This window comes from Alicyclobacillus herbarius DSM 13609, from assembly GCF_000430585.1.
In the GTDB taxonomy this organism is placed as follows: domain Bacteria; phylum Bacillota; class Bacilli; order Alicyclobacillales; family Alicyclobacillaceae; genus Alicyclobacillus_G; species Alicyclobacillus_G herbarius.
In genome coordinates this window covers 1-24,293 of the sequence record NZ_AUMH01000020.1, presented here as the reverse complement: position 1 = coordinate 24,293, position 24,293 = coordinate 1, and the positions used below count along the sequence as shown (strand labels likewise).

Genomic DNA, 24,293 nt, shown 5'->3' with positions numbered 1-24,293 from the left:
TACACAAAACCATAACCAAATTAAAAGGTTGTTTGACAAGGAATTATTGGTTGGGTAATTTTTTGAAATTGACATATATAAATGATAATACGAAAAAGAGCGGCTGCTGGCCGCCCCATGTTCGTTCAGAGTCCGTTATTGCAAGTAGTCCTTCACCCGCTGATACACCTGTTGCGGAGACAGTCCTTCTGCCGAGACAATCGGCACATCCGCCTCGATGTCCTGCATCCCCATCAGGTTGTTGTCGCCCCCCGTGACGACCATCACAGACGCGCCGGCTGGCGCGTTGGCTGCGGCATGTTCAAAATCCACGACTTTACACCCTTGCGCCTCCAAGTATTGCTTCACGTTGCCGAGGCCCTGTTCCACGGCCACCGTCTTCATCCTTGTCCCCCCTCGCCAAATGGCTACAGGTTCAAGGTTTCCGAACGGCGTCCCGCTTATGCATCGGGCGTATCGAGCACGGCCACTTGAGCCGCAGCACCATGAATCAGACGCTGTGGCGGATACACGCTGTACACCGCCCGCGCGATGACGGCTGTCGCGGCCGCTTTCAAGGTGTCGCCAGGCAGGTACGGATAACACCCGACAACCATCGCTTTGGCCAACGTCAAGTGGAGCGTGTGCATCAGCCAGGGAATGGCCAGGATATAATCCAGCCACGATCCGCACACCTCCACGACGGCAAACAGCCCAAGCAAGGCTACGATACGGTGAGGTGGGCGAGAACCGCCCGTCCGAGTGGCGATGGCGTGCGTAAAGAGACCGACCACCAGCGCGCAGATGGGCCACATCCAGATGTAGCCGCCGCTTGGCCCCAAAATCACGCCCATGCCGCCAGAATTATGTAAGAGCGGTAGCCCCAACGCGGTCAGCACCAACACGAGCAGCATGCTGAAGAACCCATACCAAGGCCCCAAAATCGCTCCCGCCAGCATGACCGCCATGTTTTCCAGGGTGATGGGCACCGGAGATCCTGGAATATGAATGCTGGCGTAGCTCATCACCACCAGCAGCGCAGCGAACAGAGCGGAAAACACCACCCCGCGCACCGTCAGGCGAAAGTGCATACGTATCCCTCCGACTTCTCTTGGTTTGTTAACCACGGAATGATATCATGTTTACAATCGAATTCTAGCACGGAAACGGGAGGATGCAAAGCGTGGGCAAACTGGAGGCAGGCATCCAGCTGGACCAGGTCAAGGTAGTTTTTCAAACCCCACACGGACCAAAGACGGTCTTACACCCGTTGACCTTGTCCGTGCGCGCCGGCGAATGGCTGGCCGTCGTCGGCCCCAACGGCAGCGGTAAGAGTACTCTAGCACGCGTCTTAGCAGGACTCCTGCCCCTCTCCAGCGGGCAAGCCGAAGCCATCTTCGAGTCCAGACGCTGGCCGCTGACCAGAGCGAATACGGCCAAATCACGGCGGACGAAACCTGGCGGGCAAGAACCGGCGCGAAAACCATCGCGCTTTGGTGCGCCTGCCGACGGTCCACAGCCACCCACTTCGCTGCGCGTGCAACTGGTCGGTCAAAACCCGGATGCACAGCTGGTGGGCGCAACCGTCTGGGAAGACGTGGCCTTCGGATTGGAAAACATGGCGGTGGCACCGCGTGAAATCGCCGTTCGAGTGAAGGAAGCGCTGCAGCGGGTGGGGATTTCGGACCTGGCCCATTATGCCGTCGCCAGCCTGTCTGGTGGTCAAAAGCAGCTAACCGCGATTGCCGGCGCACTTGCAGTCCGCCCCCAAATCGTCGTCTTCGATGAAGCCACCTCCATGCTCGACCCCAGTTCCCGACGCCGGATTCTCGAGGTGGCACGAGAGGTGAAGGCGTCCGGGACGACCGTGGTTTGGGTCACCCAGTGGATGGATGAGTTGGCCTGGGTCGACAGGGTGTTGGCCTTGGCCGGCGGACGCGTCGAGTTTCTCGGCAGGCCAGAGGACTTCTTTTATGCAGACGGATATAGGGACGAACATGCGGGCGGATCGGCAAAAGGGGAGAGTCTGTCCCCGTGCCGTGGGATGGGGTTCTCCCCGCCTCCCGCGGTTGTGGTGGCGGAACAGATGCGGGCGGCCGGAATTCCGGTGGGGCGGCCGATGACCCCGGATGCGCTTGTGCAGGAGGTGGTACAGTGCCGGTTGTCATACGCGGGCTTTGCGTAAACCCAGAGCGGGACGCGGGCAACACGCGCCCCCGCTTGCAGAACGTGAACCTAGACCTCCCGGATAAAGCCATCACGCTGGTGGTCGGCAGCACGGGCGCCGGCAAGTCCACCCTGCTCGACGCGCTGTCCGGTCTGGTAAAGCCCGACGCCGGCTCCATCGTCTTGGACGGTGCGCCCCTTTGGGAACGCGGGCGTTTGAATGCCACCGTACAACAGCGCCTGGGTGTGGTGTTCCAGTCACCCGAATCCTACCTGTTCGCCTCGACCGTCGCGCAGGAGTTTCGGTACTCCCTGCGGCCGCTTCGGCTCCCGCGCGCGGAGGTGGAACAACGGACGGTCAAGGCGCTGGCGGATGTCGGTCTCGGTCCAGACTTTCTGATGACCTCGCCGCTCACTTTGTCCGGCGGGCAAAAGCGCCGCGTCGCGCTGGCCACTGCACTGGCCGTGAAACCGGACTGGCTCTTGCTCGATGAACCTACGGCCGGTCTCGATCCGTCCGCCACCACGGCACTTACGCGCTGGCTGACGGCTTGGCGGGATGAGGCCGAAAGGGGTGGCATGATCATCGCCACGCATGACTTGGACGCCCTGTTGCCCGTGGCGGATTACGTGGTGGTGCTGGGTGAAGGCCGAGTCCTGCACCAGGGCTGTGCGGCGTCCCTGCTCCATCAGCCACACATTCTTGCTGCCGCCGGTCTGTGCGAATCCCAAGTCCTAGCCATCGGGCAAGCGGCCGTCAGTTTGGGAATTCCGCTGGGAACCGATTTAACACCAGAACAGCTGGCCGCTTCGTTCATCGAGTGGATGCACATGCGCGATGAAGCGCCGGTAAAGCCACTCATCTCGCCACAGCCCGCGCCGCTCGACGCGGGTGTGCATGAGGCAGCGGGCATGCGCGCCCGCGAGACACGGTCGGGTGCCGACAAGGAGAGCTTTGCTTGCGACCACGGCGCTGATGCAGCTACCCCGGCTTCTGTTGACATGGCCCCGACTGAATCGGACACTGTCGGTGGCGGCACACCATGGCGGCAGGCGGCCAGAGACCTCGATCCGCGGGCGAAATGGGCCGCCTGCCTGGTGCTCTCGGCCGGCCTGTTGCTGCAGCACAGTGGGTTGGGGTATGCGCTCGGCACCTTGGTCGTCACCGCGGCTCTGTGGACATCCGGCATCTCGTATCGACCGTGGTGGCGATTGGTGAAACCGCTGCTGATGCTGATGGTCCTATCGGGCATGTTGTCGGGAATCGCCGTCCGCAGTCCAGACGCGTGGCCACACGGGGCGTGGCATTGGAGTTGGGTAGGCTTTATGCCTTTACAGGCGTGGAATACCCTCTGGCAGAGCTATCGCTTCTTTCTTGTCGTTGCCCTCGGCGTCCTTTTGCCGACGACCACGGAGCCTCTGCAGATGCAGCGAGGCATCAAAGAGATGCTTCGCCCGCTGCGCCGCATCGGCCTGCCCAGTGAAGCGATTGCGTTGTCCGCGTCGTTAATCCTCCGCTTTATTCCGGTTCTCCTGGCCGAGTTCAACCGTTTCGCTCGCATCGCCCGGGCGCGCGCCCGCGCCAATCCACGGCGTGCTGGCCTGCGCCTGCGCGACCTGCCGGCGGTGGGAATTCCCTTGCTGTTATCCGTCCTGCGTCTGGGCGACGAATTCTCCGAGGCGCTAGAGATTCGTGGATACCGGCTGGGGAAACAACGGACGGAGAGTGTGCAGGCCAGGTGGCGGCGCACTGATACGGTCTGTGTCGTGGCCGCCATGGCCGCAGGGACGCTTATGATGGGGATACGCGTGCTGGGGTTGTAATGAAGCGGTAGCTCGAGCCAATCCGCAGCCACCCTGCATTCACAGGCCGTACCCACAAACGGCGGTACCCTCGCATCCGGCGGGCTTACCCCTGCACCGGAGGATTTTCGACCGTCGGAGAGTTTTCGACCGCCTCGTCGGCAACAGAGGGACTCGGCGTCGCCTCCTTACGCTTGACGGTGCCGCCGAAATTCACCAACAAGACACCGCATACCGCAATGGCGCCGCCGAGGATGCTCAGCCAGCCCGGCAATTCTCCCAACCAAATCCACGCAATGATAATCGCCAGAATGGGGTTAAGGTAGAGAGAACTGGCCACGAGTCCTGCGGGAGCCGCCTTGAGGGCCATCGCCCAGGCCACGTAGGCAATCGCTGCGGGGAACACCCCGATGTAGACACAGGACCAGGTCGCTGCTGCGGGCGAGTGTGTTATGTCGTGCGTAAGGCCTGGGAGAAACCACAACATCGGCAGGGTGCCGAACCACGTAAACCACGCAGTCAGGTCAATCGCGTTATAACGGGCAAACAACGGCTTTTGACCAACAAAAAAGACGGAAGTGGCCGCGGCCGAGAGCAAGATGTAGAAGGCCCCCATCGTAACACGATGAGACGAACCTGACCCCATCGTGATGAGGATAATCCCGATGAATCCGATGACAACCCCCATCCACCCCAACGGGCGCAGCCGCTCGTTCAACACAAACGTCGCAATCAAGGCCGTGAAGGCCGGGGCCGCTGCAATCAACAGACTGGCGGTACCGGCATCCACGGTCTGTTCCCCGAACGTCAAGGCAATGTGGTAGACGGAAATCCCGGTCCAACCTAAGACAGCAACAGCCACCCAATCGCGTCCCTTGGGCAGGCGAACGCCGCGAATCAACGCGTAAATCACAAACACTGCGGATGCGCTGAGAAACCGCAGCAAAACGACGTGTCCAGGCGTGAACCCAAGAAACAACGCCTGGCGAATGCCGGCAAAGGCGGATGACCAGAAAATCAAGGTTACCGTAACGGCGAGTATGGCCGACTTGTTGCGCCGGGTTGGCACTGGGTCAGCGGCTTGGGATGGAGTTGTCAATCTGGGTCCCGCCTTTCATTCATTCGATGCGCAGCACAATCTTGCCTGTGTTCCGGTTCTCCTCCATGTACTGATGTGCCGCCGCCACGTCGGTCCAGGGAAACACCGAATCGACCACCGGGACCATTCGCGCGGTGGCAAACCGCGGTTCCGCAAACGCCCAGAAGGCCTGCGTGAGGCGAATCTTTTCAGAGACCGATCGCGATCGAAGCGCGGTTCCGATAACCTGTAAGCGCCGTCCGAGGAGAACCCCGAGATCAACCCCATCGACGCGCGTCCCGCCCATCGTCCCGATGACCACCAATCGCCCATCCACCGCCAGGGAGCGGATGTTATCGGAAAAGTAGGGCGCGCCGATGAAATCCAGGATGATATCCACACCCCGCCCTGACGTCTGCTCGGCCACAAACGACGCAAACGACCCTTCATGATAGTTCCAGCCCGCCTCGGCGCCCAATTCCAAACAGCGAGCAATCTTTTCGGCCGATCCGGCCGTCACCCACGACTTTCCTCCGCCTTCGCGCACCAACTGAATCGCGGCTGTGCCCACGCCGCTGGCGCCGGCGTGAATCAGCACGCGCTCACCGGGGGCAAAACGTGCGAGCCAAAACAGGTTCAGGAAGGCGGTCAAGAACACTTCTGGGATGGCAGCCGCCTGTTCAAAGCTCAAGCTGGGCGGGATACGCATGGCCATACCGGCCGGGATAACCGCGTACTCCGCGTAGCCGCCGCCCGGCAACAGGGCGCACACCCGGTCGCCCACGCGCCACCCGTCGACCCCCTCTCCGACTTCGGCCACCTCGCCCGCCATCTCTAAACCGAGGATCTCCGACGCGCCGGGCGGCGGTGGGTACTTCCCCCGCCGCTGCAGCAAGTCGGCTCGGTTCAGCGCCGTAGCCCGCACACGCACCAAGAGTTCCCCCCGAGCCGGACGCGGCGTCGGCGCTTCCCCAAGGTATAAGACGTCCGGATCGCCAAAATGGGTCATGAGCACCGCTTTCAACTGGATTCACCCTTTCGCCAATGAAGACTGCATCCGAAACGGATTCGTACGGAATCCCCGGCCGCTCAGACCGAGGTTACAACCGCCTTTATCATATCATTCCCCGCCGACCAAGACGGAGCGAATCAGGTTCCCTTAATTTTAGCCTTCCAATCCCGAACTGTAGGTAAGAAGTTATGTCGAGAACACGATTCCACGACTTGAGGCGGTGTTGGGTATTCGACATTTCCTGAGAAATAGTGCTTGAATGGTGCGCAGGGTAGAGAACGGATTGTCGCACATTGTCATGAGCGTACGAAGTTTCACCGGGGTTCAATCACGGTTCCCAAGAGCCGCCCGGTGAGCCTCGAAAGGGTCGGATTTCGTCCGGAGCGGCAGTGCCGTTAGGACTGGGGAAACGCCTTCAGGAGCTGGAGCGTGTGCTCCAAGATGCGGGCGGTCATCCCCCAGATGATCTGACCGTCCACTTCGTAAAAGAGCTGCCTAGCCACCATCTTCCGCCACCGGTGCTGCCGACCCCCAGAAATCCAGTGGAACGGAAAATCATCGGACGGAACCGGAGTGAGCTGTAAATCGTAGACTTTTGGGTCGAGGGTGAACAGGCGCTGGAGAGAGACCCAAAACACCTCGGCAACTTCGGAGGGGCTGGGTGTGACTTGCTCTAGGTCGTGAATTCGCCCGAGAAACGGGTGGACCAACAGGCCTGACCATGTGGCAAGGACGTCGAGATCAGCAAGGATTTGCAAGTTCGTCACGGGGGTTTGCAGTTCCTCACAGGTCTCCCGTAGGGCCGTGGTGCGCAGGTCACCGTCCGCCGACTCGAAGTGACCGCCGGGAAATGCCACCTCTCCCGAGTGACGACGCAGGGACGCCGCCCGTCGTTCAAACAACAAGCCCCACTCTCCTTCCTCCGCTTGCACCAGAGGAACGAGCACGGCCGACACACGCGAATCAGCGCACTGGGTGATGATTCCTGGACGACGCGGGGCCAAGCGCGATTCAATTTGCTGAATCCATGATTCACCGGATGGAGTCTTCATGGCTCTAACGCTACGCCACCGCCGCGCATACGTCAATGGGGGACGCTACGATTGAATGGTCCTTCCGGTGAATGGTCCTTCCAATCATCCAGACACATGTTTGAGGATGACGATGTTCACGCGCCGGTTCTTTTGTCGATTGGCGTCGGACGTGTTCGGGGCTACCGGGTGATAGGGGCCGTAGCCAGTGCCAGACAAACGCTGCGGCTGGATGCCGTGGTCCGCCAAGAAGTGCACCACGCCAATCGCGCGCGCTGCAGACAGTTCCCAGTTACTTGGGAACTGGGCGGTGTGGATAGGGCGATTATCGGTATAGCCTTCCACGACGATGTTGTTGTTTACCTGCTTGAGGAACGGAATCAATGCCTTCAAGGTTGTCTGGGCGCTGTGCGTCAATGTCGCCTTGCCCGTTGGGAACAAGGCAGCATCCGGGAATGTGACCTGCACCCCGCGCATCGTGTTGACGACGGACACGGTCCCCTGCAGATGGTGGGACTGAATGTATTGCCGGATCTGCTGGTAGAGCTTGTCCAGTTCTTGAGCCTGGGCCGACGCGGCCTGCTTCTGTGTCGGCTGCTTGGCCGGGGCGTCCAGGTGATGGCCGACGTCGGTTGGATTGGCCGCCTGAATCAGCGAACTTTTGCCCGATCCGTCCAATACATCGTGGCTCTTATGCAAGGCTTGGGTCAACGACTGTTCAAGCATATAGAGCTTGACCTGATCCACTTTTGACATGGAGTACATGATGACAAAAAAGATCATCAGCAGTGTGATTAAATCCGAATAGGTGATGAGCCAGCGCTCGTTGGACGGACCGGCTTCCTTGCGGTGCCGTACGCTACGCCTCGACGGTCTCTGCATCGACCTCACCCGCCTTGTCTTCTTTCCGTCCGGTCCGGTCTTTGGGCGCGAGGAACGCCTTTAGCTTCTGGCGCAAGATATTCGGATTCTCACCCGCCTGAATGGACAGAATTCCTTCCAAAATCAGTTCCCGGAGCAGGACCTCCTCAGCGCTGCGCCGCTTTAACTTACTGGCTATCGGCAACCAGAGGATATTGGCGCTCGCCACGCCGTACAGGGTCGCAGTGAACGCCGTGGCGATTTGGGGCCCCAGTTTGTCCACGTCCTGCAAGCCGCTCAGGACGTGAACCAAGCCCATTACCGTACCGATAATGCCCATCGTCGGGGCGTAACCGCCTGCGGTTTCAAAGATTCCGGCCCCCGCCGCGTGCCGCTCCTCCAGGTAGGCCAGTTCCGTCTCCAGCATCGACTTGACCAGTTCCGGATCGACCCCATCGACCACCAGCTGCAGACCGCGCTTGAGAAACTCGTCATCATAGTCTTCCAGCCGCTCTTCCAATGCCAGAATCCCCTCACGGCGCGCCAGGGTGGCCAACTCCGCGAGGTCCTCAATGACCTGGAGTGGGTCTTGCCGACGCTGGAAGAAGGCAATCTTCAGTTGCTTGCCCACGCTGAGAAATTCACGCAGCGACACGGACGTTAAAGTGGCGCCGATGGTGCCGCCAAACACAATCAATGCCGCCGGTGCCTGCGCCAGTGCAGATAGGGCACCTCCATCGGTGACAAACGCCAGAATCAGGCTGCCGATGGCGAGTACAAGGCCTATCAGCGTTGCAATATCCATCACCCATACCCCCCATGTATACCCGGTTGGCTTTGCGCGCCCGCATCCACTTTTTGTCCGCAGTGGACGTTCTCGATTGTATTTCTCTGCGATACAGTGCTCATTACGGAGTATGCGGCGGCGCTGGGTCCACGTCGAAGAACACTTCTTCGTACGGATTGTCCGAGGTCCGAACCTTCAGGTACAGCATCTGAAACAATCCGCTGCGCCGCTGCCGGTACGTTGGCAATCCCGGAACATCCGGAGCCAGGATCAATCCCAGCTTGGCCCTTTCCCCACTGAACACCGGCTTGCCTACCAAGCGCATTTCCCCACGCGCGTCATAGACCTGCAGTTTCGCGTAGGCCGGGTTTTGGTCGAGCGCGAAGTGCAGGTCGTAACTGGTCTCCACCGGCACCTGGTTGATGTGAGTAATCACCTCGCCGGGGCGCAAACCCATGGCATCTGCCACAGACCCGGGAACGACCGCGAGCACCTTCACGCCGTTTGGGACGGGGGCGTAAAGCGGATCGGCGGCGAGCTCCAACCAGTGCATGTGCCACAGCGACACCTCTTGTGCCAGTATGATGACGACGACACCCGCCCACGCCCAGCCGGGGTGCAGATGGCCCGCTGCAAAAGCCAGGACGGCCAACAGGACCCCGGCGCCAGCCTGATACAGCGCGCGAATGCCGGCAGCCCGCTGCGGCAACAGACCGGCGTAAATCCCGCTGTGGCCGACAACCAACGGCATGCCCGCCAACGTGATACCCGTGAGCGTCATGCCAGCCGCCGCAAGGCCCCCTAAGATGGGCCAAGGCCAGGTCAGCTGCGGAAGGTGCAGAGTACCTGGCTCAACCCAGAGCACAGGTACGACAAATCCCAACCGGCTCATCCAGGCGCCAATAGCCCGACCCCGTTTGCTCTGCACATAGACTGGCGAGGCGTGGCTGTACCGGTTCACGAACAATAAAGCGGCCTCCAAGAGACAGCATAAGGCCGCGGCCGCCAGCCATCCTGCCACCGACTGCGCCTTGAGATGCAGCCAAAGCTGCCCCAGCCAGCTGTCACTTCCCGGCACTGGAAAGGCTGCGAAAATGCGTTGCAGAGCCAGCAGGATAGCGATGGCGTAGACCGTCGCTGCAAAGCGAAGCCGGATGGCTGTCAAGATGAGACTGAGAATTGCCACACAGCCGATGCCCCAGACATCCAACGTCACACCGGCCGCGACACTTACTACGCTGGCGATGAGGCCGAAAAGCAAGGCCCATCCCCAGCGCGAGACGACAGAACGCCAGGCGCGCGTTAAACGAAAGCCAAAAAATCCGCGCTCCTGGCGACTGATTCGGTAAGACTCGGCAAACATCAAAGCCGTACCCACATAGAGCATGGGATTGACGAGCAGCATACGCCCCCCATGCCAAAGTGCAGTGCCAATTTGCCACCAATCGTAGGCGCCCAATGCAATGACTCCCTTTTTATCCTAGGAGGTTGATTCCCTTTGGGAACTATATATCTTCATTCGCTCCGAAGGCCCATCGCTCCTGCCGAAGTGCCCAAAAGGTTAGCCCGTGAACCTTATCCACATCTGTATCCGAACCACCTCTAGACGCGCAGGAATTTACGGATGGACATGATGCCACCCCACAGGCCAATCAGGAGTCCGATGCCAAACATCACGACCGCCAGCTTGCCGAGCATTTGACCGGGCGGCAAGAGCGGGAAGGTCAGGGCGATAAAGCTTCCATTCATGCGTTCAAACATGGAACGGTAGACCACCCAAATGACCGCGAACGGAATTACAGCCCCCACTGCGCCAATCAGCATTCCCTCGATGAGGAACGGCCAGCGGATGAACCAATTGGTGGCGCCCACGAGTTTCATAATCTCAATCTCGCGCCGACGGTTGAAAATCGCAATTTTAATCGTGTTGGAGATGAGGAACATCGCCATCAGGATGAGCGCGACCACAAAGATTAAGCCAATGTTGCGCACCGTATCCATGAAGCGGTAAAACTTGTCCACGTAGGACTTCCCGTCCACGACCGTATCTACATTCGGCAAGTCCTGAATCTTGTTGCTGATGGCAACGGTTTGCCGGGGATCCTGAGCCTTGACAACCAACTTCACCGGAATCGTCTGGTTCTTCGGCAGTCCGTTCAGCACATCTTTGTACTGCTGGCCCAAGGAGTCCTGCAGCTGTTTGAATCCCTCTTCGTGGGTGACCACCTGCACCGATTCCACACCGTGGATGTCCTTAACCTGATTAGCCGTGACCACTCCTTGACTATCTGAAACCTGCGGTTTCAAGAACACCGAAATCTCCAGTTGCCCGGTCACGTAGTTCGACATCTGCTGCGCGTTCATAGCCAAACCCAAGGTCGCACCCAGGATTAACAATGTCACCGCGACTGCGCTGATGGATGCAAACGACATCCAGCCGTTGCGGATGAGACTCTTGCTTCCCTCACGGATATGCCGCCCAATCGTACTAATCCCCATATTCGTACAGTCCCTTTTGCTCGTCTCTGGCAATGCGCCCGCCCTCAATGGCAATGACGCGTTTGCGCATGGTGTTGACGATATCCCGGTTGTGCGTCGCCATGACCACAGTCGTACCACGGTCGTTGATGCGCTGGAACAGCTTCATAATCCCCCAGGAAGTGTCCGGATCGAGATTGCCCGTAGGCTCATCCGCGATGATGACACTGGGGTTGTTGACGAGCGCCCGCGCAACCGCAACACGTTGCTGTTCACCGCCAGACAGTTGATCCGGCAGCATATCCGCTTTGTCGCCCAAGCCGACCCACTCCAAGGCTTCCGGCACCCGCCGCCGGATGTGCCGTTGCGGCGCCCCAATCACTTCAAGCGCAAAGGCGACGTTCTCGTAAACGGTCAGTTTCGGCAATAGCTTGAAGTCCTGAAACACCACGCCGATATGACGCCGCAAAAGCGGAATCTTGCGGTTGCGCAGCCGCTCGATGTTAAACCCGTTGACAAAGATTTGCCCCTTCGTCGGGCGCTCTTCCCGATACATCAGTTTGACAAACGTCGACTTGCCGGCCCCGCTGGGGCCGACCACATAGACAAACTCGCCCTTCTTGATATTTATGGTGATCCCGCTGAGCGCCATCGTCCCATTCGGATATTGCTTCCATACGTCTTGCATTTCAATCATTTGAGGCATCGCTCCTCAGAGAAGGGTCCAATCATCTGACACGATTCGTGGTTTGGCCGCCGGTCTGCGACTGACTTCGACGCACTCCCCCAAAACGGCTCTGGGTTTACCCGTCGCGCCTTAATCAATTCGACACCGTGCGGCAAAATCCTGTCAGGAATTGTTGTAAAAGAGATTAATGGAGACGGGTAAATCCCGAGCGAATCGCCCAGAGCACCGCCTGTGTGCGGTCATGGACACCCAATTTGCGGATCAGCGTTGACCACATACCCCGGACCGTCTTTTCGGTGACACCAAAGACTTCGGCGATAGCGCGGTTATTCAGTCCGTCGGTGGCCAATTGCAGCAGCATCTGTTCACGATCCGTCACATGGACGTCCACCTCGACGCTGTACACCGCGTGCTTCGGCCTCCGAATTTCTGCCAAGACTAAGGGAATCAAGTGGTTCTGAATGTAGGACCGGCCCTCCAAGACCGTGTTGACCGCCCGCTCCAGCAAATCGGTCGAAGTAGTCTGAAATAGATAGGCGTTCGCCCCCAAACGGAATGCCTGGACAATGACGGAAGCGTCTTCGGTCTCCGGGAGCAGGTGAATCACCGCCAGCTGTGGTCGTAACTCTCGGAGTTCGTCGAAACAGCGCGGGCCCAAGCGGGCGTCCAGGGCAATGTCGGTGATTAGGACGTCCATCAAGTCGTCACCCGGCTTCGCAAACGCCTCCGCGAGGTCCTCCCAACGTGACAGAGACAATCCAAATTCGATATCGCACCGGTCTTGAAATAAGGCCCGCACGGCCACCTCGAACAGCGGGTGCACCATGAGGGTATGCAGCCGAGCCCGGAGGTTCTGCGCGGGCGAAGAAGGTTGAGATGGCCCTGAACGCGCGTGTGATAGCGTCAGGTCGTAGAACAGGTGGTTCATAGCAGCCTCCTTAGGGCCATCGCGAGACGTCAAAATAGTCACTGGGCAGCCAGTCCCGTCTGCCAGAGGTTAGGCATGATGGGCTGGCACCTCACAGACGACGAGCGTCCCTTTGCCAGGTTCAGACTGGACGGTCACCCGACCGCCGACCAATTCCATGCGCTCGCGCATGCCCTGCAGCCCATAGGAGGTAGGCGAGTTGACATCGGTGGCAAAACCCCTGCCGTTATCTTGGACCAATGCGCGATACAGGCCGTCCTGGTGAAGGAGACGGATTTCCACCTGGTCGGCCTTGGCGTGCTTATGGATGTTGTTCAACGCCTCCTGGACAACCCGAAACATGGCGACCGCGGCGCCACGCGTAAATTCCGGTTCTCCCCATTGATTGACCACCGTGACCGGCAACCCGCACATTTGCGTGAAACGCTCCGCATAGAGCCGAATCGCATCCGATACCCCGTGCTCCAAAAAGGTCGGACGCAGGTCAAAGATGAGTCGCCGCACATCGTTGATGGCGGTACGGAGAATGGTCTGCAAGCGTTCAATCTCCTGGACCGAATCGGACACGCGCCCGCTTTCAATCATCCGCTTGGTGACCTCGAGGCGCATGGTCACGTTGGTCAAGCTCTGAGCCGGTCCGTCGTGGATGTCTCGGGCCATCCGCTTGCGCTCTTCCTCAAGCAGTTCTATCATTCGTTCGGAACCGAAGTTCTCCACTGGCACACCCCTGACCCTGGTCGATTGAATGGTTCCCATTCGGTCATTCCGTCTCTCCTATCATAACTGAAAAACAATCGCTAAAAAATCTCTCAACCAACTTGACAAATCTTCGGATTGATAGCTAACCCCCCCCACAAGGACATCCTATCGGACACGCATTTTTACTCGGCGTTCTTGGCGGCGTCCCCTTTCGTGGCCGTCGTCTTGAGGGCACCAAGCGCCCCTAACACGCCCACCGCCTCAGAGGGAATAAACAACGTGGTGGCCGATCCGTTCGCGATTCCCTGCAGGGCTTCGAACGATTGATAGGTGAGCACGTTCGCATCCAACTGCGCTTGCCGTAGCATCTCGATGCGGTTGCGCTCCGCCTCCGCCACGAGGCGAATCGCCTGGGCCCTACCTTCCGCCTCCAAGCGCTGCGCTTCACGCACACCTTCCGCCTCGCGAATTCGCGACTCGCGGAGCCCCTCGGCACGCAGAATGGCGCTTTGCTTTTCGCCTTCGGCCTTGAGAATGGCGGCCTGACGTTCCCCTTCCGCCTGGAGAATGTTTGCTCGCTTTTCTCGCTCCGCCTTCATCTGTTTCTCCATGGCGTCCTGAATCTCGGCGGGCGGTTTGATGTCCACCACCTCTACCCGATCAATGCGCACACCCCACGACTCAGTGACTTCGTCCAGCGCTGAGCGAAGCGCCATGCTGATCTTGTCACGCCCGGCGAGGGTCTCGTCCAATTCCATGTGACCGACTACCTGGCGGATGTTCGCTGCGGTGATGTTTTGGATGGCCTGCACCACGTTGGCGATGTTGTAGGTGGCCGTACGCGCGTCGATGATGGTGTAAAAGAAAACCGTATCAATCTGAATCTGTACATTGTCTTTCGTGATGACCATTTGCGGCGGTACGACCACCTGCTGCGTGCGCAGGTCAATCACTCGCACAACCCGATCAATGAACGGGATAATCAGGTTCACGCCGGGTTGCAAAGTGGCGTGATACTTCCCGAGCCGTTCGACAATCGCCAAGCGCTGCTGGGGGATAATGCGAATCCCGCGTAAAATCAAGAGGATGACGAGGACCACGAGGACTAATACGACAATGGTACCTACCATGAGCTCCACTTCCTTTCGATGTCGAGTAGCGCCACCTTCAGGGAGTGCCTGACGTCCGGGACATATCCGGCGCGTCCATGGGCTGGACAAACAGGACACTGGATTCCGCCCGGACAATCACCACCCAGTGTCCAGGCTCGAGAGAAACCGTACTTTGGGCGCTCCAGAGTTCGCCGTTCACCCGGACGGTCGCCAGCCTCCCTGGTTGGGCGCCTTTCACCACCAGGGCCCGCTCCCCGACCATGCCTTCCATGCGCGATGCCGGATAACGCCGCTTGTTCCGCCACCGCTGGGCCAGGGGCCGCGTGGCAAAATACAACCCAACACTGATGATGGCGAAAATGAAAAACTGCGCCCACACCCCGGTTATCGCCAGGCTCAGGACCGCCGTGACCAAGGCCGCAATCGCCATCCACAACAGGACAAACGTCACCGTCGCCAACTCAATTATGCCAATGCCAAACGCGACGATGAGCCAAATCCACCAGGCCAACACCCTCACCCACTTTCCTGATTCGCCTTATCCTCATCTATACCAGACCTCTGGCGCGTATGCACTATATTTTTTCCAGCCACCTAGGATCCGTCCGCCGACAAGGTCTTCAGCAGGCTCTGCACCAGGCACAGTCTGCATGGGTATAGGCGTTTTCCCAATCGGGGAGAATATCCATTTGAACGGTGATGGGTGGGGGAATTTGCATGCGGATCGCAGTCTTTTCGGAAACGTTTTTACCGGGTACGGACGGAGTCGTCACGCGCTTGTGCGCGACGCTCGACCAGCTGGCCCACCAAGACCACGAGATCCTGTTGTTCGCGCCGGAAGGGGCGCCGCCGCAGTACGCCTCAGCGCGCATCGTAGGCGTCCCTTCGTTTCGCTTCTATCTCTATCCCGAGAAACGGTTTGCCCGCCCCTTCCCCCGGGTGGGCCGCGTCTTGCGCGACTTTCAACCCGACTTGATTCACGCGGTCAACCCGGGCTTCCTCAGCTTCGCTGCCATCTATTATTCGCGCCGCCTGCGCGTACCGTTGATTGCGTCGTACCATACGCATATCCCGGCCTATGCTCGCTACTACCGGTTGAACTGGCTGGAACCAGCGCTGTGGTGGTGTTTCCGGACCATTCATAACCGGGCAGCGATTAACCTCTGTCCGTCCGAGGCGACCATGGCGGAACTGCGGGCCCGCGGGTTTCGCAACCTCGCCCTGTGGAACCGGGGTGTTGACTTACACCGTTTCTCACCGAACCACCGGTCTGTCGAGATGCGCCGGCGCCTGCTCGGTCAACCCGATGCGGATGAACAGACGCTGGCCAACGCCCGCATTCTGCTTTACGTGGGGCGTTTGGCTTTGGAGAAAGGCGTCGAGCGGCTGCGTCCGTGTCTCGACAAGATGCCTGACATCCACCTGGCGGTGGTCGGGGATGGCCCGCACAGAAAGGCGTTGGAAGAGGTATTCGCCGGGACGAACACCACCTTTACCGGCTACCTGTTCGGGGACGAACTCGCCCAAGCGTACGCCTCGGCGGATGGGTTCATTTTCCCATCCACCACCGAGACGTTGGGGCTCGTCCTGTACGAGGCGATGGCTAGCGGGCTCCCGGTCATGGCGGCCGAGAGTCCGGCAACCCGCGAAGTCCTGGAACACGGGCGGGCTGGGTGGCTGTTCAATCCGCTCGATACGAACTCCATTCTGTCCGCGCTCACCGATTTGTTTGCCAACGAACACCGCCGACAGGCGGTGCGACAGCGGGCACAGGAACTCGTCTCCCGACTGGACTGGAGCGGTCCCACACAGCAGCTCATCGATCACTACTATCGGCTGTTTCATATGCAGGATCCGGTCGGCTGAAAGGCGAATTGGAATGCCATCCGCATCACAAGCAAACGTCAGACAAAGAGGATGTGCGATGAAGACATTGTTCCTAGTCAATCCTGCGGCTGGGCGCGGCCGCGGCGCTCGGCACTGGCGCGTGATGGCCCACATATTACGCGAACGGGCACAGTTTCCGTTTGACGTTGTCTTTACCCAAGCATCCGGCCAGTCGGAGGCCTGCGCCCGCGAAGCCAGCCAGGAGTACGAACGCATTGTCGTAGTGGGTGGGGACGGCACGGTCAATGAGGTTATCAATGGAATTACCAACGACGTTCGAATTGGTATCATTCCCTGCGGAACCGGCAATGACCTGGCCCGTGCCCTCGGCTTGCCAAAAACCACTCGGCGCGTTGTACAAATGCTGAACCACCCCAGCGAAGTGGAAGTCGACGTGGCAATCTTGAACAATCGGCGCTTCCTTATCGCGGCCGGCATGGGCTTTGATGCGATTGTCGCCGATTATATCAACCGCCACAGCGGCCTCAAGCACCTCGGCCCCGTCGGCTACGCGTACAGCGCCTTCCGCATTCTTGCCACATTTGCCCCGATGGAGGTCAATTTGCACATTGACGGGGAACACTTGCACCTTTCAGACGTCTGGATGCTGGCCGTCGGTAACTGCCCCTATTACGCCGGCGGAATGAAGCTCTTTCCCAACGCGAAGTTCAACGACGGTGTACTCAACGTCTGTGTCGTCTCCAAATTGAACAAGATGAAGTTTCTGCGTTTGTTTCCACTCGTCTACAGCGGTAATCACATTCGCCGCACGGACGTAGTAACCGCGCTGCGCGGCCATGCGATTGATGTGGAATTTCCGGCCGCTACGTTCGCCCACGTGGACGGAGAACCGCTGGCGACGCAAAGCTTGTCGATCCGCCTGGCTGACCGCCCCATCCGCTTTATCACGCCCCTGACCGCTCCAGCGTCCATCACCCACTAGGCGACTCACTCCAACTCGGCTTCCGGCGACACAGGCCCGGAATTGACCGAAACGGCTGCATCGGAGGGCGACGGGGACTCGGCGGACGTTTCCCCCTGGCGGCTGCCGGCCGTCGTGGAATACGGCACCTGCAGCATCTCATCAACCGTGGCCAGAACGTGTCGGGCCAAGGCCCGGTAATCGGATTTCCATTGGGACGTCACGACAATCGGTTGACCAACGCGAATTTCGTTGCGGCGAAAGATGCGACGTGGCCGGAGTGTGATAGCCACCGGTACAATCACCGCGCCGGTGCGAACCGCGAGAAACCCCACGCCCGGTTTGGCGGGCAACAGCGGGCCGCCGTGGTTACGGGTGCCCTCTGGGAAGATGCCGACCATACCACCCGCGCGAAGAATCGCGAGCCCCTTGCGGATAGCGCCGATACCAATGCCCCGCCGGACCACCGGGAATGCGCCCATTTTGCGTATCAACCAGCACAGCCCCGGTACCCGGAATAGCTCCTCTTTCGCCATAAAGCGGATAGAGGGACTGAGAAAGGCGCTTAAGAGGACCGGATCGTTCATCGAGACGTGATTCCCCGCAACGATAACAGGACCCTGCGACAAGTCGGGAAAGGGATGACCCATCACCCGTACGCGGTAAAAGACCTGGTAATACAGACGAACCAATGCGGCAATCCGAGGGATAAGCCACTGATTCATGCGATATATCTCCTTCTCCTTTCACGGTCACCATCCGCTAGCGTGTCCTAGGGCTCTGAGGCTCATTCCGGGTTGTCATGGAAACCCGCGAGCTGGTGATTTACAGGCGTGCGGCTCGGCTATACTGAGGAACAAAGAGGATAAAGGAGAGACGGTAGATGCGCCGTGATCACGATGCACCAGTGGTTGTGATGGTGGGGGGGTCTGGAGGCATTGGCCGGGCCGCGGCCCGCCAGCTCGCCCAGTCCGGTGCCCAGGTGGTGCTGGTAGCGCGAGGAAAGGCGGGACTGGATGAGGCGGCGGCGGAGATTTGCCGTCAGTCAGGCCGCCAACCGGCCGTGTATGCGGCAGACTGCGCCCGCGCGGCCGATGTGAAGGAACTGGCCCAATGGCTGCGCGAGACTTATGGCAAAGTGGACATCTTCGTCTACGGGGCCGCCGTGTTTGCCTTGGCTCCGGCGGAACACCTTGACATTGAAGAAGCGAAGCAGGCGATGGACGTGAACTACTGGGGGGCGGTGCGGATGACGCAAGCCTTGCTGCCGCTGATTCGCAACGGCACGGGGAAGTCCATCTACTACGTATCCTCGGTGTCCGTTCAGTGCACGCCCGCGTTCTTTACGGCCTACGCGGCCAGCAAGCACGCACTACGCGGGTTTGCCTTGTCCCTGCGGCAAGAGCTGCGGCCAGAGGGCATCCACGTCGGCATCCTTTCCCCAGGGCCGGTGCTTACGCCGCTGATTGAGAAGTACATTCACGGGGGCATGTACCGCCTGCCGCCGGGGGTGCCGGTGCTCGGTGCGGAGGCGGCGGCGCGGGAGGTGGTGCGCGCCATAAGGCGGCGGCGTGAGGAAACGACCATCCCACGTCGCCTTGGCGTGGCCGCGCGATTGGCATACGCCTTCCCGCGGCTGATGGAGTCGTATTATCGCTTGACGATTCGCGGGTGGGATAGCCTGGTCCTGGCAGAAACTACGCGATCGCACGAGCCGGGTGAGACCCGCGAATCCGGCCCCATAGGAACTTAAATCTGTCCGCGACGCATGCTCAAGGGCCAAAGTGCCCGGCTGCCGAGGAAAGCCGCATCTCACGCGGAGGCCGCTCCATTTTACGAGCCTACGACCGCCGGCCCACGCGCGGCGCCCCTCTATCAGGCCATCGGTACCTGTGGAATCACCTTCCCGTCAATGCGCTCGAATATATCGTCCAAATCGGGGCCGGTGATGGTCATCCCGTGATTCTTGAGGCCAATAATGGCTCTTGATGGGTCTTTTGCGCGACGCACCTCGTCCGCGACCGCCCGCGCCAGCTCCACCGTGCCGCAGGGATAGTTGATTTGGGTCGAGGGGATGCCGTCAATCCAGGCATGAATGTGGACAATCGCCCCGACATTCGGGTGTTCGGTGTAAATCATCCAGTGTTCAATCGCGTCCACCGACACCCGGCGTGGCGTCACATGTGGGGGCACGCTCAGCTGCATGGCTTTGCGCCGGTCATCAAACTGCTTGACCAAGAGGATGTCTTCCCCAATCGTCTTCAGGTTCGCCTTGTTGACACCACTCGCGCTCATCCAGAAACGGCGGCCATCCTTGCGCGCGCTCAGGTTGCCATAAGATAGGCCACCGATGCCGTAGAGGCGCTTGACATGGCGCAAATCCTCTGGCGGCAGGATTTCCTGTATCGGGAACGGTGCCGGCCACAAATCCATCGCTTCGATTTGCTTGGCGGCGCGGCTGACCTGCCGGGTAATGTCGTCCCCTTCCCAAAGCTCTTCCGGCAAATCCGGATGAAAGTCATTGTTGATAATCAGGTTTGAGGTGGCTAACGGTTCCAAGCGCTGATAGACGCGGGCGAAGTAGTCGTCATCGTCCCCCGTATGCGGGACGCGGTAAAACCCTTGCTCCAAGGTAACAAAATAGGTGTCGAAATCATCTTTCGCGTTGACCAACAGAATCAGCAGATTCGACAGAGACCGAACCAGAATCGGATAGCCCGCCCGCAAGATGCTCAGCGGCCGTTCATCCACTTGCGCGATTGTCACCACATAGGTAGCCTGAGCCTTGCGCCGGTACGGACGCGGGTGGTCCGAGTCGGCAAAATTCAACACTAGGTGCAGCTGCTCTTCCCCGGCCTCGGCGGCATCGTGCCCCCTTCGCTGCAATTCTCTGTCTAACCCGTCCGCCAACCACTGCTGGCGTGGGCTGAGACGTTCCCCGATCATCGCAAAACGCATGCCTGTGCACCTCCGACTGCCGGCGTGGGACAAGCCCGTCAGAAATCGCCGTCATCCGGCCAGAGCGACTGTGGACGAATTGGTCTCTCTGACGGCAAGTCCCAGGGTGCCGGACGTCTGGGGGTGACTTCAAAGTACCTGCGCGATGGCGATGGATTTATGTCGATTTCGTCACCAATGAAGAAGCACAACAACGCATCGACAAGGTCTCGCTTCACGCCCATCCCCCCATTTCCGGCACACCACACCGGCTATCCATAGAACAGGATCAGTGTGTCCGAGGGAAACAGGAAATATGTGCAAAGCGGGGGACGAGTTCAGAGTCCCACAACGTCCTTGCGAGTCAGGTGCGCCTCCTCTACGGTCCATTTCTCCAAACGATCCGCCCGCACCCGCGCCCCAACTCCACAGAGCGGCTCAACCGCCAAGAAGCCGGGGCGGGTGAAGACAACGGGCGGATCGATAAGGTCTTCGGCAAAGTAGCGGGCGCTGGGCGCGGTGTCCCCGGGCAGGGTGAAACCGGGCAGCGCGGTGATGGCAATGTTGTGCAAACGGCCGATGCCGGTTTCCAGCATGCCGCCGCACCAAAGCGGAACCCCGTGGGCCTGGCAGACCTCGTGAATCGCCAAGGCTTCGCCAAACCCGCCAACGCGCCCCAGTTTCAAATTGATGATGCGGCAGGCACCGTGTTCGATGGCCTTCTGGGCGTCCTCCGCGTGGTGAATGCTCTCATCCAGACAAATGGGCGTGGCTAACTGCTGTTGGAGGGTGGCGTGATCGAACAGGTCGTCGTGCGCCAGCGGCTGCTCAATCATCATCAGGCCGAGGCTGTCCAGGCGGCGAAACGTGTCGACGTCAGCCAGGGTGTAGGCGCTATTGGCATCCGCCATCAACGGGATGTCGCCGAACGCCTGACGCAAGGCGGTGAGCGGCTCCAGGTCATATCCCGGTTTAATCTTCACCTTAATCCGTTGAAAGCCTTGTTTCAGATAGCCTTCGACCTTTTTCAGCAGGGCGGTTGTGCTGGACTGAATGCCTACGCTGATGCCGACCGGGATCGCCACCTTATCCCCGCCGAGGAGATCCGCGAGAGGCGTGTTGGTCTCGGCCGCAAACGCGTCCCACAAGGCCATCTCCAGGGCGGCCTTGGCCATTTGGTTGCGTTTGAAGCGAGCAAAGTGGTGGCGAACCTGAAGCAGGTCCTCGACACGGGTAAGGTCCGTGAGCGCGGGGGTTTGGAATAGAAACGGAACCAGGAAATCGGTCAGGATATGCCACGCGGTGCCAGTCGTCTCCTCCGAATACAAGGGCGCGGACATCGCCACGCACTCCGCGTAGCCCATGCATCCGCTCTCGGTTTCCAGTTGAACGAGGATGACGTCTTTATCCTCTTCCACGCCGAACGAGGTCTCGAACGGCTCCTGCATCGGCAGCTGCAAGCGCCGCAGGTGAATTGATTTTACCTTCATTGGAACCCCTCTGCTTTCAAACTGGCTTTTTGTACACCCTCGGCCCGTCATCTCTCAATTCGGGCTAGATTACGACGCATCTACCCAGGATGCATCCCGGTAAGACTACGGGCGGCTGTCGATTTCCTCGCCGATTACAGCAGCGACTTTTGGCGTATCGCAGACAAGGGCCCAAGTGTAGTAGGGTTTTGCGCCGGACCGAAACGCCTGCGGCCGGTAACCGGCAAGGAACAGTGCCTGGGCGGCTTGACGGAAGGCGTGCCGCCACGCGTTCGCTGCCTCCGGGTGGGAGGCGATGCACTGGCTGAAATCGGATGGAATCTGCGTTTGAATTGCAGCCGGGCGATGCACTTGCGCTCGATCCGCACGGAAAGTGGGCTCATCTGCAGACGCGAGCCTTTGGAGCAGTGTTTCGTCCAGCACCGGTTGCCCCGTCTCGTCCGCCGTCGAAAGAAGACGGGCGGAGATCGGCTCGCGAAACGATGTTGGCGCAGACACCGCACGTTCGTGTAGGCAGGAAGGATTGGCTTCCCGTGTTTGTACCCTTGGGTCGGCGGGAGATTCCAAGGCTGGCAATGGACGGGTTGGTGGCGCCGGGGTGATTTCCCAGACGGCGATGAATCGATCCGTCTCCAGGCCTTGGTTGATGCGGTCGGACGGATCGACCCCGTAGGCGTTGACAAGGTATTCCTCGATGCGAGCGCCGAGCTTATTGAGGTTAAAGTGGGCGTTGCGGGCGACCAGCGGATCGTACGTCCAGGCGATGGCCGGGTAACCCAGCTCCCGGGCCAGCTGGTACTGCGTCCGTTTCAAATGGGCACCGATACCCGCGTGCCGCCATTCCGATAACACGGCGGTTTCGTGGGACCATAGCACAAGACGCTCACGGTAGACGGTCGGAAAACTGAACAAAAACCCCACGGGGTCCTGGTGGACCTTGGCCAGCAAGACCACGCCCCCGTACTTGGCGTGCACCAACATTTGTGGCGTCGAACAGGCGACATGCGCTCCCCATACGCTGCTAGCGATCCGCTGACATGCCTCGCAGCCGGCGAGATCGAACACGCGCTCAATTGTCACATCCATCCGATTCGGGTTCGGCATCGTACGCCCCCTTTCTGGCTCTCGCCCCTATTGTAGCAGGAAGGCGGGGTCAACCAGGTGGTTTTCGAGGACGGTGTCGCCAAACCTGCAGAAGTATTGTAAACTCTACGATGTATAAATGTTTACATATTTGTGCGACAAGGAGGGCAAATCGTGGTAGACATGAGCAACGCATGGCGGGAGTTGGCCAACCGAGTGCTGGCAGGAGATGAGGTCACCCGGGAAGAAGCCCTTGCCATGCTGCAGTTGGAGGACAGCGAGGTATTATCCCTGCTCGATGGCGCGTACCAACTGCGCCGACACTACTATGGCAACACCGTGAAGTTAAACATGATTGTAAACGCGAAATCGGGCCTGTGTCCGGAGGATTGTGCGTACTGCTCGCAATCGGTGATATCCCAGGCCCCGATTGAGAAGTACCCGCTGTTGACACGCCAGCAGCTCATCGAGGGCGCGCAAGAAGCACTTGCCCGTAGAGCTTCTACATACTGCATTGTCATGTCGGGCCGGCGTCCGTCCAATCGGGAAGTGGAAGAGGTGGCCGCAGCTGTCCGTGAAATTCGCAACACGACCCCGCTGCGCATCTGCTGCTGCCTCGGCCTTGTCACCCCGGAACAAGCCCAGAAATTGGCCGCGGCCGGTGTCCATCGGTACAACCACAATCTTAACACCAGCGCCAACCACTACCAAAATATCTGCTCAACGCACGGCTACGAGGACAGAGTGAAGACGCTTCAGCATGTTCAGGCCGCAGGTCTCTCTCCCTGCTCCGGTGCCATTTTTGGTATGGGGGAAAGCCCGGAGGAGCGCGTCGACATTGCCTTCGCCTTACGGGATCTTAACGTGGATTCCATTCCGTGCAACTTTCTCAATCCGATTGATGGAACTCCACTTGAGGGATACTGTGACCTGACGCCGATGGAGTGTCTGAAAATCTTGGCGATGATGCGGTTTGTCAATCCTACAAAGGAAATTCGCGTCGCGGGCGGGCGTGAACATCATCTGCGCAGCGTGCAGCCGCTCGCCCTCTACGCGGCCAACTCCATCTTTGTCGGGGATTACCTCACCACACCAGGACAGGCGGCCGAGGCCGATTGGAGGATGATTGAGGATTTCGGCTTCGAGATTGAGCCTGCCGAATAGCCCCGCAGCATCACCAAAAAAACACCCTGAGATGAGTCCTGCTCACCTCAGGGTGCTTTCTTTCGGTGTCCTTCCCTCGCCTGGCAACGTCCTACTTTCCCAGGAGCTCCCGCTCCAAGTATCATCGGCGCTGGAGGGCTTAACGGTCGTGTTCGGTATGGGTACGCGTGGGTCCCCTCCGCCATCGT

At 59.5% G+C, this 24,293-nt stretch carries 24 protein-coding genes and 1 rRNA gene; 6 read left to right on the top strand and 19 right to left on the bottom strand.

The genetic code is table 11. The features are described from left to right. Window positions 1-135 precede the first annotated feature (135 nt). Window positions 136-384, bottom strand: coding sequence for a YkuS family protein (locus H522_RS0113425; protein ID WP_026962720.1), 249 nt, complete (start codon window positions 382-384; stop codon window positions 136-138). A gap of 56 nt (window positions 385-440) precedes the next feature. Further along, window positions 441-1,070, bottom strand: coding sequence for a biotin transporter BioY (locus H522_RS0113420; RefSeq protein WP_026962719.1), 630 nt, complete (start codon window positions 1,068-1,070; stop codon window positions 441-443). Window positions 1,071-1,162: 92 nt separating this feature from the next. Here H522_RS0113420 and H522_RS19440 point away from each other — a divergent pair, with 92 nt between their 5' ends. Then, window positions 1,163-2,164, top strand: a complete 1,002-nt coding sequence (locus H522_RS19440; protein ID WP_051344268.1) for an ATP-binding cassette domain-containing protein — start codon at window positions 1,163-1,165, stop codon at window positions 2,162-2,164. Continuing rightward, window positions 2,134-3,969 carry an ATP-binding cassette domain-containing protein gene (locus H522_RS0113410; protein ID WP_026962718.1) on the top strand — a complete coding sequence of 612 codons (1,836 nt, stop codon included), beginning with the start codon at window positions 2,134-2,136 and terminating at the stop codon, window positions 3,967-3,969. Before H522_RS19440 ends, H522_RS0113410 begins: the two co-directional genes overlap by 31 nt. 85 nt (window positions 3,970-4,054) lie before the next feature. On the opposite strand, the gene H522_RS19435 is transcribed toward H522_RS0113410, so the two are convergent. The 12 genes from H522_RS19435 to H522_RS0113350 all read right to left on the bottom strand — a co-directional run bounded on the left by H522_RS19435 (window position 4,055) and on the right by H522_RS0113350 (window position 15,133). Continuing rightward, the gene (locus tag H522_RS19435; RefSeq protein WP_081412140.1) at window positions 4,055-5,047 is read right to left on the bottom strand and encodes a DMT family transporter; all 993 of its coding nucleotides are present in this window, start codon (window positions 5,045-5,047) and stop codon (window positions 4,055-4,057) included. Window positions 5,048-5,066: 19 nt separating this feature from the next. After that, complete coding sequence (locus H522_RS0113400; RefSeq protein ID WP_026962717.1) at window positions 5,067-6,050, bottom strand: NAD(P)H-quinone oxidoreductase; 984 nt, start codon at window positions 6,048-6,050, stop codon at window positions 5,067-5,069. Between the two features lie 383 nt (window positions 6,051-6,433). Continuing rightward, the gene (locus H522_RS0113395) at window positions 6,434-7,090 is read right to left on the bottom strand and encodes an NUDIX hydrolase (RefSeq protein WP_026962716.1); all 657 of its coding nucleotides are present in this window, start codon (window positions 7,088-7,090) and stop codon (window positions 6,434-6,436) included. An 84-nt stretch (window positions 7,091-7,174) separates the two neighbouring features. Continuing rightward, window positions 7,175-7,951, bottom strand: a complete 777-nt coding sequence (locus tag H522_RS0113390) for a flagellar motor protein MotB (protein WP_026962715.1) — start codon at window positions 7,949-7,951, stop codon at window positions 7,175-7,177. Continuing rightward, a complete protein-coding gene (locus H522_RS0113385) occupies window positions 7,929-8,735 on the bottom strand; it encodes a flagellar motor protein (protein WP_026962714.1) in 807 nt (268 codons plus the stop codon). Before H522_RS0113385 ends, H522_RS0113390 begins: the two co-directional genes overlap by 23 nt. Window positions 8,736-8,838: 103 nt before the next feature. Beyond that, a complete protein-coding gene (locus H522_RS0113380; protein ID WP_026962713.1) occupies window positions 8,839-10,176 on the bottom strand; it encodes a PDZ domain-containing protein in 1,338 nt (445 codons plus the stop codon). Window positions 10,177-10,319: 143 nt separating this feature from the next. Then, window positions 10,320-11,216, bottom strand: coding sequence for a permease-like cell division protein FtsX (ftsX, locus tag H522_RS0113375; RefSeq protein WP_026962712.1), 897 nt, complete (start codon window positions 11,214-11,216; stop codon window positions 10,320-10,322). Then, window positions 11,206-11,892 carry a cell division ATP-binding protein FtsE gene (ftsE, locus tag H522_RS0113370; protein ID WP_026962711.1) on the bottom strand — a complete coding sequence of 229 codons (687 nt, stop codon included), beginning with the start codon at window positions 11,890-11,892 and terminating at the stop codon, window positions 11,206-11,208. Before ftsE ends, ftsX begins: the two co-directional genes overlap by 11 nt. 175 nt (window positions 11,893-12,067) lie before the next feature. Then, the gene (locus tag H522_RS0113365) at window positions 12,068-12,811 is read right to left on the bottom strand and encodes a LuxR C-terminal-related transcriptional regulator (RefSeq protein ID WP_026962710.1); all 744 of its coding nucleotides are present in this window, start codon (window positions 12,809-12,811) and stop codon (window positions 12,068-12,070) included. A gap of 69 nt (window positions 12,812-12,880) precedes the next feature. After that, window positions 12,881-13,528 carry a sensor histidine kinase gene (locus H522_RS19430; RefSeq protein WP_162143513.1) on the bottom strand — a complete coding sequence of 216 codons (648 nt, stop codon included), beginning with the start codon at window positions 13,526-13,528 and terminating at the stop codon, window positions 12,881-12,883. A 164-nt stretch (window positions 13,529-13,692) separates the two neighbouring features. Continuing rightward, a complete protein-coding gene (locus H522_RS19425) occupies window positions 13,693-14,640 on the bottom strand; it encodes an SPFH domain-containing protein (RefSeq protein ID WP_035453969.1) in 948 nt (315 codons plus the stop codon). 37 nt (window positions 14,641-14,677) lie between these two features. Then, window positions 14,678-15,133: an NfeD family protein gene (locus tag H522_RS0113350; RefSeq protein WP_162143512.1), complete on the bottom strand. Its 456-nt coding sequence runs from the start codon at window positions 15,131-15,133 to the stop codon at window positions 14,678-14,680. Window positions 15,134-15,339: 206 nt separating this feature from the next. On the opposite strand from H522_RS0113350, the gene H522_RS0113345 reads away from it, so the two are divergent. Both H522_RS0113345 and H522_RS0113340 read left to right on the top strand, forming a co-directional pair. Next, window positions 15,340-16,488, top strand: a complete 1,149-nt coding sequence (locus H522_RS0113345) for a glycosyltransferase family 4 protein (protein ID WP_026962708.1) — start codon at window positions 15,340-15,342, stop codon at window positions 16,486-16,488. A gap of 58 nt (window positions 16,489-16,546) precedes the next feature. Then, window positions 16,547-17,452: a diacylglycerol/lipid kinase family protein gene (locus tag H522_RS0113340; RefSeq protein ID WP_026962707.1), complete on the top strand. Its 906-nt coding sequence runs from the start codon at window positions 16,547-16,549 to the stop codon at window positions 17,450-17,452. A gap of 5 nt (window positions 17,453-17,457) precedes the next feature. On the opposite strand, the gene H522_RS19420 is transcribed toward H522_RS0113340, so the two are convergent. Further along, window positions 17,458-18,156 carry a lysophospholipid acyltransferase family protein gene (locus tag H522_RS19420; RefSeq protein WP_051344266.1) on the bottom strand — a complete coding sequence of 233 codons (699 nt, stop codon included), beginning with the start codon at window positions 18,154-18,156 and terminating at the stop codon, window positions 17,458-17,460. Window positions 18,157-18,314: 158 nt separating this feature from the next. On the opposite strand from H522_RS19420, the gene H522_RS19415 reads away from it, so the two are divergent. Further along, the gene (locus H522_RS19415) at window positions 18,315-19,184 is read left to right on the top strand and encodes an SDR family NAD(P)-dependent oxidoreductase (RefSeq protein WP_051344265.1); all 870 of its coding nucleotides are present in this window, start codon (window positions 18,315-18,317) and stop codon (window positions 19,182-19,184) included. 122 nt (window positions 19,185-19,306) lie between these two features. On the opposite strand, the gene H522_RS0113325 is transcribed toward H522_RS19415, so the two are convergent. The 3 genes from H522_RS0113325 to H522_RS20655 all read right to left on the bottom strand — a co-directional run bounded on the left by H522_RS0113325 (window position 19,307) and on the right by H522_RS20655 (window position 22,962). Continuing rightward, window positions 19,307-20,389 carry a class II aldolase/adducin family protein gene (locus H522_RS0113325; RefSeq protein WP_026962706.1) on the bottom strand — a complete coding sequence of 361 codons (1,083 nt, stop codon included), beginning with the start codon at window positions 20,387-20,389 and terminating at the stop codon, window positions 19,307-19,309. A 317-nt stretch (window positions 20,390-20,706) separates the two neighbouring features. Next, window positions 20,707-21,858 (bottom strand): o-succinylbenzoate synthase, encoded by a 1,152-nt coding sequence (gene menC, locus H522_RS19410; RefSeq protein WP_035453966.1) that lies wholly within the window; start codon window positions 21,856-21,858, stop codon window positions 20,707-20,709. Window positions 21,859-21,963: 105 nt separating this feature from the next. Next, window positions 21,964-22,962, bottom strand: a complete 999-nt coding sequence (locus H522_RS20655; protein ID WP_051344264.1) for a hypothetical protein — start codon at window positions 22,960-22,962, stop codon at window positions 21,964-21,966. A 162-nt stretch (window positions 22,963-23,124) separates the two neighbouring features. Here H522_RS20655 and bioB point away from each other — a divergent pair, with 162 nt between their 5' ends. Then, a complete protein-coding gene (gene bioB, locus H522_RS0113310; protein ID WP_035453977.1) occupies window positions 23,125-24,105 on the top strand; it encodes a biotin synthase BioB in 981 nt (326 codons plus the stop codon). Between the two features lie 78 nt (window positions 24,106-24,183). On the opposite strand, the gene rrf is transcribed toward bioB, so the two are convergent. Beyond that, window positions 24,184-24,293: ribosomal RNA gene (gene rrf, locus H522_RS0113305) — 5S ribosomal RNA — on the bottom strand; the annotation flags it as partial.